This window comes from Sporosarcina beigongshangi (assembly GCF_033485195.1).
Taxonomy (GTDB): Bacteria; Bacillota; Bacilli; order Bacillales_A; family Planococcaceae; genus Sporosarcina; species Sporosarcina beigongshangi.
On the sequence record NZ_JAWLIR010000066.1, the window covers coordinates 1 to 11,340 of the forward strand.

Genomic DNA, 11,340 nt, shown 5'->3' on the forward strand with positions numbered 1-11,340 from the left:
AATCTACGGCGGCATAGCCAAGCGGTAAGGCATGGGTCTGCAACACCCTTATCACCGGTTCGATTCCGGTTGCCGCCTCCAATTTTATAAATGAATAGTAACATGCCCGAGTGGTGGAATGGCAGACACGTCGCACTCAAAATGCGATGCCGCGAGGCGTGCCGGTTCAAGTCCGGCCTCGGGTATATCCTGGTCTTTTCCAGTTAAGTTGAGAAGGCCTAAAGCATCTACAAACGTTGATAACACAGCGTTTGTAGATGCTTTTTCTTTTGGGTGAATACGATAGAAAACGATAGGTTTTGAAAACTTTATGCACAAATTGTGCACAAGGATTACACAAACATGTTCTCAAAGATTGAAATTGTTTCTTCTTCATCTTTTTCTCTCATCTCATCTAAGATGTGCGAATAGGTCTTCCAAGTTGTCTCTACATCCTTATGTCCAAGTCGTTCGCTCACATAGTTCATAGAAACCTTTTGATTGGATTCGCCACCATATAGAAGTACACTTGCATGCGTATGACGTAAGCCGTGCAAATTTAATTTTTTAATCTTTAATTCATCTAGTACTTTGTTTAATAATTTATTTACATTGGCATTGCTGATCACTTTATATTTTGAGGCTTGGCTATAGAAGACAAGATCAAAGTTATTTGTGGGAGTCGTGATAAATAGCTGTTCAAAAGTATCCATAGTAAATTTGTTAACTTTAATAACACGTATAGACTCATCATTTTTTGTTGGTCCAAATCCTTCAGGCGAGTTCTTTGCATAGCCCCAAGTCTTTTCAATGTTAATTGTACTGTCCTCGAAATTGAAATCCTTCCTTGTCAGTCCCACCATTTCACCAAAACGCATACCTGTTGATAGCGCAAGTAACAAAACATAATATCCCAAACCCTTATCTAACCGATTGACAACTTCTTTAAAAAGCGCCTTGCTTTCGTAATAGCTAAGGTGTTTTTCTTCTGATCGCTTTGCTTGAACTTTCCACGTCAATGTAACTTTCCTTGTAAAGTCAAAGGGAATAATCATATCTTCTACAGCATCACGTATACAAGCCCTGCAATGATAATTTAGTTTCTCTACAGTTTCTTTACTGCGTGTGCTGCCGTAGTCATTAATGAACCCTTGATAATCTTGCCGTGTGATTTTTTGTAAAGGGGTATCTTTAAAGTATGCTTCTACTATTTCTAGAGACCGATCATAATGATATTTGGTTTGACCTTTTATATTCTTCTTATATAAATCGATCCACTCTTTGAAGTACCAAGCAAAAGGTTCATCTTTTAAATTAGCTATAATGCCCCTAAGTAAACTTGCTTCGACTTCTCCAGCAGCCACTTGTGCTTCTTTTTTTGTTCGGAAACCACCTTTTCTAATTTGGTTTCCTTTATTACTAACTATATATTGCCAGGTTTTTCCTCGTTTTTGAAATGACGCCATTATTCTACTTTCCCTTCAATAATATTATTTTGTAATCTATCCAAATAAAGTACTTTCTGATTTAGTAACCATTTTTCTAATCGTACATCTGCAAAAGTATGTTCCACATTGAATAGAGTCGCAATAAGACCAACAGCTTCTTTTTTTAGTTGCGGTAACTCTAAATGGTTCAACATGAATGTTGGAACGCAGAAGTGGAATGCGAATTGTTCTGCCTGCCATTCCTGATACTCACGGAAGGGCTTGTTCATTGACCACTGATAACCTTCATGACGCAAGATATGAGCCAATTCGTGTGCGAAGTCTTGCCAAATGGCTTGTTTAGATTGGTTTTGATTTAAAAAGATTCGATAATCACCTCCTAAATTATTTGCTTCACTTGGTTCATCAAAGTAATAAATTTTTATTTTCAGCATTGTAGAGATATCTTCGATAAGATCGACATGATAAATTTGTGCAGGCTCTAAGATTTTTAAAGACTGATAAATCGAACAAACTTTTTCTTCTAATGAAGATAAATATAATGTTTTCAAATTTAATTCGACACCTTTTCGATAGTCTAGAATGTATGTTCGTATGATGTTTATAATAATACCCTATCTTGAATAAAAAGATAGGGTTAGTAACTCATATTTTAAAAGGTGTTTCATTTGTCCTCATTTTTAATAATATCCCACATTTTCCTTAACTTTTGTAAGTCTTCCTCATCAGAGTTGGGTAATTCTGAGTACCAACGTTTTAATTCAGGGTCGGAAATAGCCTTTTTGAATTCTTCTTCGTCCATGTTCATCGGTGAAGAGTTTTCCGTGCGGCCTAGAAGGAAGTCTGTTGAAACGTTATAAAGATCCGCTAACTTCTTTAATGTCTCTGTATCAGGATCTCGATAATCTCTTTCATAGTTCGATAATACAGCATTTGTAATACCGACTTTCTTCGCTACCTCTACTTGTGACCAATTTCTTTTTTCTCTTTCCTTTTTTAAGTGAAAGCCTAAACTCATATGATCACCATTTCCATTTTACTTTTCTATAAGTAATTATACCCTAACTCAACGTAAAGTTAAGTCTTTTAAACTAAAAGTTTAATAAACACTTGACAATAAACGTAAAGTTGAATAAGGTAAGAATATAAATTAAACTTTACGTTGAATAAAAGTTTGGGTGGTGAATAAATGACAAGGTCAGTAAATGAGAAACTCAGATTTATCCGAAAGGAATTAAATTTAAATCAATCAGTTATCGCAGATACACTTAGCATTACAGTACAATCTTACAGCATGAAGGAAAGAGGGCAGCGACCAATTACTACAGCTGAATTAGAAGTAATTGCAAAACAATTAAAAGTACCTGTTGCTATTTTTTTTGAAGGTTGATTCAACGTAAAGTTTACAATGTCGAACTTAAAATTAAAAGTGAGGTGAATCATTATGGTACAGCAACTCTCAGTCAATCTTACAATTCCAATTCCACAAGATTCTGTATTAATTAGAAAGGTGGAACTAGAAGAACTAAGAAAACTAGAACTAAGTGGTGTGTATTGGAACATGAAAGAACTAGAACATCGTACAGGCAAAAAACACGAATGGTTGAAAGAAAATATTCTATTTCGGCAGCAATTCCGAAAAGAGCTTGATAGCGAAAATGGCGGTTATGTTTATTATCCAAAAGGGAAAGGTCAAACTTGGTCTTTTCAAGCATCAAAGATGTCAGCTTTTCTTGATAAAAACTTTCATAGATTTTTCAAGTAATCGGTATAAGAGAAAAAATAAGTAGTTGACATGCAATTCACATTACAAACGCAGAAATTAAGAAAGGATGAAGAGACATGACTTACTTTGTAGTTCAGGTTCGTAGCGGAGCGGAGATTGAAGTGAAAGAGATGTTGAATACTGTTTTGAATAGAGCAGGGGATTCAATGGTTAAAGCTATCTATGCAATGGAAACATTCACAGAAATTATTCGTGATGACAATACTGCTGTAGATCTTTCCGAGTTAAACACAAATGATATTTCTGAACACTTGTATGTAAAGAGAATTCAAGCAGGTTTAAACAACCTTCGCATCGCTTGCGACAAACTGAAAGAATACAAAGATGCCAATTCTCTTGTCTTGCTTGAAACGTACAAAGACAGCATCCGTGAACTTTCTAAAGACTTGAGGGAAGTCCGAAAGAATACGAAGAAAATAAGTAGCGTAATTAGCGGATATATTTTAGTAGAATTAAATGTAGATTTTTATTACTTCCCGGATAATTTATGGCATTTAGTAAAATCGGTACCTAACGTAACAGGAATTCCAAGTAAGTACAATGTTCCGCAAGAAGAAATCGATGCTTTCTTCCAACAGATAGATATTACACCAGAAGTGGAAATGCAATTTGAAGAAATTCTATCAAGTGATGCGTTTGTTGAAGCAAGAAACGAAATCCTGCATGAAGCGAATAAAGTAGTTGGTACCGTAGAAGAAAAAGTTTTACTCGAAAAAATTGATATTATTGCAACTAAAGTTGTTGATTCTGTAAATGAAATGAAAAGTGACATTGATTCCTCTAACCCAATTATGAGAAACGTAGAACGATGTAAAGCGTTTATTCGTCGTAAACGTCAAACAGTTGTGATTCCTATGGATTTATTCTTGGCTCTTTATAATGAGATTGAAATACAAAACCTTATCCCAGCCCAAAGTTCTTTTGCATTTCTTAAACGCTTTAGATCCATATTGTATAAAGACGATAAGATGGTGAGTTTGGAATGAATGAATTCATTGGGAAAGTAGTAAAAGTTCTTTATAGAAATGAGGATTTCCTGATTGCTAAATTGCAAACGGATAATGAAGAACTCACAATTAAAGGAAGCATTTATGGGGTAAATAAAGGTGAAGAAGTAAAGGTTCGTGGGACATGGGAAAATCACACGCAGTTTGGGAAACAGTTTGTTGTAGAGTTTTGGGAAAGGCCGTTTCCGCAAACGAAAGATCAAGTGATTGCATTCCTAGCATCGCCTCTAATAAAGGGATGTGGGCCGAAACAGTCAGTGGTCATTGCTGAAAAGTTGGGTGAAGACGCTTTGATGATAATCAGCCAACAGGGTGAGGCGAGTTTACAAGGGATTAAAGGAATCGGAAAGAAACGCGCTAGTAACATAGTAGAAAGCGTTAGGTCTACGTTTGAGGTGCAGAAAATCATTTCGGAACTACTTGTATTCGGCATATCCGCTTGTATGGCGATGCGGCTGTATAAAGGATATGATTCTAATACGGTAGCAGTTGTTACAGAAAATCCATATAAGCTAACAGAATTAAACCTGATAGGGTTCTTAAAGGCTGATGAAATTGCTCAAAAGATTGGTATATCACCCTTATCAGGATACCGCATTGATGCTTGTGTGAACTATGTTCTAAAAGAAACATGCTTCAGTTCAGGCCATTGTTATGTGATGGAAGAAATTCTGCTTGCAGAAGCTGCACGTGCATTAAACCATAATACGATTGAAGAGAACAAAGTTTCGATGGATGAATTAGCACAAAGTATATACCGTTTAGAAGAGAAACATATCGTTATTGAAGACAATTGCGTTTACCCAAAGTTTTTATTCACATATGAAGACAGGTTAGCTCAGAAACTTTCAGAAATGAAGGGTTCTCGGGATGGCGTAGCATTGCCTTCGTTAGAAAAACAGATAACCAACTATCAAAAGAAGCAGGGAATCATCCTAGCTGAGAAGCAACGTGATGCGATTAGGCGGTTATTTGAAGAACAGATGTTAATACTCACTGGAGGTCCTGGAACAGGTAAGACAACCGTTATACGTGCCATGATTGACATGTATAAAGAGTTGCATCCAGAATTGATTATATGCTTAGCGGCCCCGACTGGAAAGGCGAGTAGACAATTGTCAGAAGTAGCTGGACATGACGCATCTACAATCCATAGGCTCATAGGGTATCAACAAGGTGAAATCCCTACCTACAATTGGCAAGATAAACTTTCTTGCGATTTGTTAGTCGTTGATGAAATGTCGATGGTGGATGTTCAGTTAGCCAGTTTACTAATGGATGCACTTGAAAATGATACGAAAATTCTCTTTGTAGGTGACACGGATCAATTGCCATCGGTTAATCCGGGAAACGTTCTAAGCGACATGATTCAGTCGGGATTACCAACAGTGGCTCTAACAGAAGTATTTAGACAAGCACAAGAAAGCCAAATCATAAGTAATGCCCATAGGGTTAATCAAGGAAAATCACTTCTTATCGATAGCGATAAAGGTGATTTTTATTTTATTCATCAAGAAGATCCAAAACGAATCGCAGACTATATTGTAAGAAGTGCTTTACGTTTTCAAGAATTAGGTTATTCCATATCGGACATTTTGATATTAAGTCCCATGAAAAAGGGCCCTGCTGGAACAATTATATTGAATGATCAGTTGAGAGACGCTTTAAACCCTGCTGACTCGACCAAAAATGAATGGAAGATAGGAAAAAATCTATTCAGACTCGGTGATAAAGTTATTCAAATTAAAAATAATCAATCTAAAGGCGTTTTTAATGGCGATATTGGTGTGATTACTAAAATTTCAAAAGAAGTAAATGAAAATAGTGAGACCGTTGAGAAAATGACATGTGATTTCATGGGAATAAAAGTATCATACGAAAAAAGCGAAACCAAAGAATTAGAATTGGGTTACGCAATCACGATTCACAAATCGCAAGGCGGTGAAGCACCTATTGTCATAATCCCTGCTACGACAAGCCACTACGTTATGTTGGCTCGGAATTTAATGTATACAGGCATGACTAGGGCAAAAGAAAGACTCGTTTTGATTGGTACAGAAAAAGCGATGGAGATTGCTATAAGAAATAATAAACTGACAGAAAGAAACAGCTGCTTATCAAATCGTATCACCTCGTATACCGAATATAACAACCGATTCAGTACGGGCAATGCAAGCGGTGAGAGGGGGTGATATAGAAATGGACATGCAGAACGCTTTAGAAGCAGCAGAGAAGCATGCTAGACTTCGTGATGGTGAGAAGTTAGTGGATGTAGCTGCTGTCGCAATAGAAGAACAGAAAGCGAATGGGCAAGGTTACGCCCTTTACAAGTTAACAAATAAAAACAAGGCATTATTTGTTCAAACAATTCAAGAAAACCTCGATGTGCTTATCAGGAAAGAATTCCTGACAAATGCAGAGTTAGGTTTTCTTTTTTCTTTGATGCCATTGGTCCAGCTACACTCAAATGGCATTACCGATAGAGAAACCGGACAATTTATGACAGTCTCAGAAATTGCAAAGTATTTAAATCGTGATCGAACAGGAATTAGTGCAACAATCCAAAGTCTTTTAGTAAAAGGAATATTATTTGAACTTGTAGATTCACAAGAGATTAAGGAACATAAAAGAAGCGTTACGCGAAGACCATTATTTATGAATCCCGAAATTATTTACGCTGGAGATCGGAATAGAATAAATGCTACATTATCAAAATTGGTTATCGAATTTGATAAACTGGAAAGAAAGAAGGCATTGCTTTCCTGGAAGTTATGGATAAAAAATGGAGAAGAGTTCGGAAGGTTATATAGCAGGAAAAGTTATTTGGAATTCAAAAAACTGAGATGAATTAGCGAGGTGTCGAGAAAATACGACACCCATTATTATTGATTTATATAGGTTTCCAACACTTCATTTTGAGGGTGTCGAAAAAAATCTACACCTTCTATGCGCATATTGAAGGGAATAATATGAAAAAGGGGTGTCGAAAAATATCGACACATGTGTAGATAAATCTCTACACGTAAAAGTCAGTGTAAACGTTGTTGTGAAAGCATTTTTGGGGAATTTCAGGAAGCCTCTCTATCTCACTCTTATATATACAACTGCGATACTAGAATTTTCACCTGTATTTTGAGCGAAAAGTGCGGAGGAAAGTAATTGTAATTTAAAGCGTATGATATGTCAGTATGTTTTATAAAAGATTGCAAGCCTTATTATTTTGCAGTAGTTTTGGAAATGGAAACTGGAACGAATTAAAACCTGGGCTGAAAAAAGTGAGGGATTGCGATGTCTGCTCTTATAGCTCTTCAATTATTCAGCCCATGTTTTAACGCATTCAACGCCATGATCCAAATTTATTATAGTGAATATTTATGTGAATCAAACCCGTTCAGTTGAGTGGTATAAAAGTTGAAGTAACGATTCAATTAGATCAAATTTAGAATACTTTTCCTTTTTCAAAAGGTTTTTTTGGGTATCTTTGCTATAATGGTATTGAGTATTAGGAAAGTTCTTGAAGTTCAACAATCGGGCCATTTTGCAGAAGAAGAGAAGGGGGGAGTAATACTATTAAGCGCTTAATTGTTATTTCACTTATGACGGGTTTATTGCTTTTATCTGCTTGCAGTCAAGATAATATAAACTATTTCCCTTCGAAAGAAGCGGCCTTGGAAGAGTTTATTCAAAGCGATGGAATTAAAGGAAGTATTGATTTGATTACAACGATGAACGATGAGGAATTGTTAGTAATTCAACAAGATAAGAATAGTTATTTTGTAGGTGAACTGTTGGAAGATAAAAAGGGCTTCGCTGCTAACAGAATATCAGCCAATGTTGTTATGGAGTTAGGTGGAAGTTGGGAGTTGAAAACAATTGCCAATCATAAATACACAATCTACTTTGAGAAAGAGCAGGAAGATCAGAATTACTTCCCTTTATCGAATAAAGATTATTATATCTCAATTATAGAAGGGCATCAGGTAAAAAAGGAAGATCCAGTCTTCACGAATTCAATAAAAGATATTAAAGCGATAAAAGATTAATTGGGTAATCGTTGAAGGTTATTCGATGACCTATATTCCGTAAAAGGGCGCTTTTACGGAACACAACCGTTCCGCAATAGGTCCATTTTATCGAAGGAAAGATATATACGCTAAAAAGCACAGAAATTATTCTGTACTTTTTAGCGTTCTTTTAATTGACTTTAAGAAAACGTGATGTAATATATATATTACATAAGCAATATATATATTGCGAGAAAGCAGAGGTATCTATGAAAAATAACGTGAAGATATCCCGAATAAAAGTTTCTATGAAACAGGATGAATTAGCGACAGTAACTGGAGTAACCCGACAGACGATTGGTTTAATTGAAAAGGGAGACTATAATCCAAGTCTGAATCTCTGTATTGCAATTGCAAAAGCATTAGATAAAACACTTGATGAATTATTTTGGGAGGTAGATTGAAATGGAAAAAACGTGGATTGCTAACTTATTATCAAAAGATGAATATAGGGAAAAACGATTTCTGTATTTTGTAGCTGAATCAGTATTAATTTTAAGTATATTGCTCTTTCTATATTTAATTGTTGATTCTTTTTTAATTGATTTAAATGTTCCTGGCGATATGATGGCACTTATTTCTTTAGGGTTTCTGAGTATTTATATACTTTTGAGATCTACCTTGACGGGTATTGAATACCCTGAAATTGCAACAAAAGCAAGATATAAAGAGGAAAAACGTTCTAAAGTTTATGGATCGATTCGTTTCGGAATCCTATTTATAATCGTTTATGGTGTATTTAAAGGTATTCCAGCTAACTTACAAGAAGTAGTAAATGTTATTGGACCAGCTATATTAGCTGCGATATTTTTCTTTCTTTTAAATTATATTTCTTTGAGAAAGTCATATAGTAAAAACCGAGAATTGTTAGATGACTAACATAATTTCGATTGTGACTTTGTAAGAATTTATTCTGGAATCGGACGCGATTGCGGAAGATCATAAGCCTAATTCCTCGTTCAATATATGGAGGAGTTAGGCTTTTTTATCTTTCAAAATCCTTAACGTTGTAAACTTGCACATTCTTGACGTTACCGCATTGTTAAGCTCATTGGCAGCGAGTGGTAAGCTTTGCGGCAATCGCTGGTAAAAGAGATGGCGGAAGTGGTACATTCTTAGTGCTGGTATCAATTTGGAAAAGGTTTGTAAGCGTCAAGTAGCGTTTACATGGTTCAATAAAAATTTGTGTTAAAGGATGATTCTTGATGAAAGATCATATGAAAATAGATGGTAAGCTTCTTCGAATAAACAAACGTTTTTCACAATTGAAAAATAATCAAAAGGATTGGATCGCAACGGAACTTTATAAACTTTATCACGATAAGATGAAAGAAAGATGTACAACAAGAAAGCTTCCTCCTGTTCACCAAGATATGGTGATATCATCTCTATATGAACAGATTCAGAATAAAGAAATATGGATACCTTATAGCGAAGTAAAAAAATATACAGTGAGTAAAACCACAAAAATAGTGAAAACTTTTAAAAAACAATTTCCTGAGTTGAGTGAGGAAATCGAAGCCAATCATGCTAACAAATAAAATGTAAGTCATTATTAAGTAATCGTTCCATTTGCAAGAAAGAAGTATGTCTGATTATTTGATTTAGAAACGGCCTTTTCTATTCATCATATACGTTTATGAAAGGTTCGAACTATCTTCCGATACATGAAAGCTGATATAATGGATATATCAATAAGCGAGGGGTGTTATTTATGAATGAAAAAAACATAAGTATAGAACGCCAAAAACAAGTAGAGTTTGCAGTTGGAATGGCTGCAATTGACGGTGGAAAACCGAGCGCATTTACACAAAATCTTTTAAATCAATATGAACAAGGTCAGGTTTCATCCAGCCAATTGAAACAAGCAATTGTTGAAAAATATATAAGGCCATCACAGTAATTTATGGATCCATATGTGTATTCAAATACAAATATTTTGATCAACAAATTAAATATTAAAGATGAAAAAGAATTAATTGACGTTGAAGCACAACTAATCATTGCAGGTATTCTGGATATTACTTCTATTTTTGCTGAGATTAATTTCCAAGAGTATCGAAGCTTACAAAAGATTCATCACTTTCTATTTCATGAACTATATTCATGGGCAGGAGAATTCCGCACAATCAATATTTATAAAACTGAACGTGTTTTAAATGGATTATCCGTTGATTATAGTAATGAAGACCAAATCACTTCTGATTTGAAAGCAATTTTCAGTTGGGCTAATTCTAAACTGTGGAATTACTCAAATCCTCAGCTTGCAGAAGATTTTTCAACGTTGATGACCAATCTTTGGCGAGTTCATCCTTATCGAGAAGGGAATACCCGAACCCTTTCGATTTTCATGAAACTATTTGCTGAAGCAAATAATTTAGGCTTTAACGCTCAATTGCTTTCACAACATGCAGGGTATTTACGAAATGCTCTGGTTCTTGCGGCGGTAGAAGAAGCTTCAGAACCTCAATATTTACTTAAAATGATTACAGATGCGTTAAACTTAGATACTCTTAACATGGTCCAATTAGGTGATGAAGAGTCCAGTAATTATCAAGTAATTGGGCAATACGATGTTTCCAAGTATGAAGAAAAACCTTTCAAAACAGATTTCGATACGAAATAATTTCATTTTACAAACCGATTGAATAGGCTCTAGTCATTCAAATAATTTTTATTTTGCAAGAGTGAAAAACTTCACTTTTACCATGCGTTCCTGTAGTAGCAATAATTAATAAAAGTTTCAGCTTAAAATACAATCTGGTTTTAAGTTGTCATTTTTGATGAAGTTGCGATTTACATTGGGTTTTGTTAAAGTGAAAGTATATTCTTTATGTTATTAAGTCACTGTTCTACTGGTGAAAGTCGTTATACTTTATGCATACGCAGAAAGAGATTCGGCACAAATTTTCAGCCTTTGTATTCCTTATTTAAAGGAGAGGTTAGGCAGACGAATTAGACGTCAATAAATTGCTTTTGCTTATCAAAAGAGATACTTACGCATTTTGCGTGAACTATATTAAAACCGATTATTTAGACTGACATAGCGATATGAG

Annotated in this window: 14 protein-coding genes and 2 tRNA genes; 13 read left to right on the forward strand and 3 right to left on the reverse strand. The window is 35.1% G+C overall.

Translation table 11 applies throughout. The annotated features are described in order from the left end of the window. The first annotated feature begins 7 nt into the window (after positions 1-7). Both R2B77_RS17410 and R2B77_RS17415 read left to right on the forward strand, forming a co-directional pair. A tRNA-Cys gene (locus tag R2B77_RS17410) sits at positions 8-81 on the forward strand. 23 nt (positions 82-104) lie between these two features. Continuing rightward, positions 105-185 (forward strand) — tRNA-Leu (locus tag R2B77_RS17415). A 147-nt stretch (positions 186-332) separates the two neighbouring features. Here R2B77_RS17415 and R2B77_RS17420 read toward each other — a convergent pair. From R2B77_RS17420 to R2B77_RS17430, 3 genes are all read right to left on the reverse strand, one after another. Continuing rightward, positions 333-1,445, reverse strand: a complete 1,113-nt coding sequence (locus tag R2B77_RS17420; protein WP_099674166.1) for a site-specific integrase — start codon at positions 1,443-1,445, stop codon at positions 333-335. Next, the gene (locus R2B77_RS17425) at positions 1,445-1,978 is read right to left on the reverse strand and encodes an ImmA/IrrE family metallo-endopeptidase (protein ID WP_203249277.1); all 534 of its coding nucleotides are present in this window, start codon (positions 1,976-1,978) and stop codon (positions 1,445-1,447) included. The genes R2B77_RS17420 and R2B77_RS17425 overlap by 1 nt, the downstream gene beginning before the upstream one ends. A gap of 113 nt (positions 1,979-2,091) precedes the next feature. Beyond that, entirely contained in the window at positions 2,092-2,445 is a 354-nt protein-coding gene (locus tag R2B77_RS17430) for a helix-turn-helix domain-containing protein (protein ID WP_203249278.1), read from the reverse strand. A 171-nt stretch (positions 2,446-2,616) separates the two neighbouring features. On the opposite strand from R2B77_RS17430, the gene R2B77_RS17435 reads away from it, so the two are divergent. The 11 genes from R2B77_RS17435 to R2B77_RS17485 all read left to right on the forward strand — a co-directional run bounded on the left by R2B77_RS17435 (position 2,617) and on the right by R2B77_RS17485 (position 10,910). Then, complete coding sequence (locus R2B77_RS17435) at positions 2,617-2,817, forward strand: helix-turn-helix domain-containing protein (protein WP_203249279.1); 201 nt, start codon at positions 2,617-2,619, stop codon at positions 2,815-2,817. A 54-nt stretch (positions 2,818-2,871) separates the two neighbouring features. Next, positions 2,872-3,192, forward strand: coding sequence for a DUF771 domain-containing protein (locus R2B77_RS17440; protein ID WP_009499463.1), 321 nt, complete (start codon positions 2,872-2,874; stop codon positions 3,190-3,192). 77 nt (positions 3,193-3,269) lie between these two features. Then, complete coding sequence (locus R2B77_RS17445) at positions 3,270-4,199, forward strand: transcription termination/antitermination NusG family protein (protein WP_203249280.1); 930 nt, start codon at positions 3,270-3,272, stop codon at positions 4,197-4,199. Continuing rightward, positions 4,196-6,412, forward strand: a complete 2,217-nt coding sequence (recD2, locus tag R2B77_RS17450; RefSeq protein ID WP_203249281.1) for an SF1B family DNA helicase RecD2 — start codon at positions 4,196-4,198, stop codon at positions 6,410-6,412. Before R2B77_RS17445 ends, recD2 begins: the two co-directional genes overlap by 4 nt. 7 nt (positions 6,413-6,419) lie before the next feature. Further along, on the forward strand, positions 6,420-7,067 hold the full coding sequence (locus R2B77_RS17455) for a MarR family transcriptional regulator (RefSeq protein WP_203249282.1): 648 nt from the start codon (positions 6,420-6,422) through the stop codon (positions 7,065-7,067). A gap of 821 nt (positions 7,068-7,888) precedes the next feature. Further along, the gene (locus R2B77_RS17460) at positions 7,889-8,263 is read left to right on the forward strand and encodes a hypothetical protein (protein WP_322555771.1); all 375 of its coding nucleotides are present in this window, start codon (positions 7,889-7,891) and stop codon (positions 8,261-8,263) included. Positions 8,264-8,493: 230 nt separating this feature from the next. Continuing rightward, positions 8,494-8,688 carry a helix-turn-helix domain-containing protein gene (locus tag R2B77_RS17465; RefSeq protein WP_203249284.1) on the forward strand — a complete coding sequence of 65 codons (195 nt, stop codon included), beginning with the start codon at positions 8,494-8,496 and terminating at the stop codon, positions 8,686-8,688. A gap of 1 nt (position 8,689) precedes the next feature. Next, positions 8,690-9,163: a hypothetical protein gene (locus R2B77_RS17470; RefSeq protein WP_203249285.1), complete on the forward strand. Its 474-nt coding sequence runs from the start codon at positions 8,690-8,692 to the stop codon at positions 9,161-9,163. A 326-nt stretch (positions 9,164-9,489) separates the two neighbouring features. Next, positions 9,490-9,825, forward strand: coding sequence for a hypothetical protein (locus tag R2B77_RS17475; RefSeq protein ID WP_203249286.1), 336 nt, complete (start codon positions 9,490-9,492; stop codon positions 9,823-9,825). A gap of 173 nt (positions 9,826-9,998) precedes the next feature. Continuing rightward, positions 9,999-10,187, forward strand: coding sequence for an antitoxin VbhA family protein (locus tag R2B77_RS17480; protein ID WP_203249287.1), 189 nt, complete (start codon positions 9,999-10,001; stop codon positions 10,185-10,187). A 3-nt stretch (positions 10,188-10,190) separates the two neighbouring features. Beyond that, on the forward strand, positions 10,191-10,910 hold the full coding sequence (locus tag R2B77_RS17485; protein WP_203249288.1) for a Fic/DOC family protein: 720 nt from the start codon (positions 10,191-10,193) through the stop codon (positions 10,908-10,910). Positions 10,911-11,340: the final 430 nt, after the last annotated feature.

Coding starts and splice junctions, on each gene's coding strand:
- R2B77_RS17480 (WP_203249287.1), top strand. CDS start 9,999: ATGAATGAAAAAAACATAAGTATAGAACGCCAAAAACAAGTAGAGTTT.
- R2B77_RS17470 (WP_203249285.1), top strand. CDS start 8,690: ATGGAAAAAACGTGGATTGCTAACTTATTATCAAAAGATGAATATAGG.
- R2B77_RS17485 (WP_203249288.1), top strand. CDS start 10,191: ATGGATCCATATGTGTATTCAAATACAAATATTTTGATCAACAAATTA.
- R2B77_RS17465 (WP_203249284.1), top strand. CDS start 8,494: ATGAAAAATAACGTGAAGATATCCCGAATAAAAGTTTCTATGAAACAG.
- R2B77_RS17430 (WP_203249278.1), bottom strand. CDS start 2,445: ATGAGTTTAGGCTTTCACTTAAAAAAGGAAAGAGAAAAAAGAAATTGG.
- recD2 (WP_203249281.1), top strand. CDS start 4,196: ATGAATGAATTCATTGGGAAAGTAGTAAAAGTTCTTTATAGAAATGAG.
- R2B77_RS17420 (WP_099674166.1), bottom strand. CDS start 1,445: ATGGCGTCATTTCAAAAACGAGGAAAAACCTGGCAATATATAGTTAGT.
- R2B77_RS17475 (WP_203249286.1), top strand. CDS start 9,490: ATGAAAGATCATATGAAAATAGATGGTAAGCTTCTTCGAATAAACAAA.
- R2B77_RS17455 (WP_203249282.1), top strand. CDS start 6,420: ATGGACATGCAGAACGCTTTAGAAGCAGCAGAGAAGCATGCTAGACTT.
- R2B77_RS17440 (WP_009499463.1), top strand. CDS start 2,872: ATGGTACAGCAACTCTCAGTCAATCTTACAATTCCAATTCCACAAGAT.
- R2B77_RS17445 (WP_203249280.1), top strand. CDS start 3,270: ATGACTTACTTTGTAGTTCAGGTTCGTAGCGGAGCGGAGATTGAAGTG.
- R2B77_RS17435 (WP_203249279.1), top strand. CDS start 2,617: ATGACAAGGTCAGTAAATGAGAAACTCAGATTTATCCGAAAGGAATTA.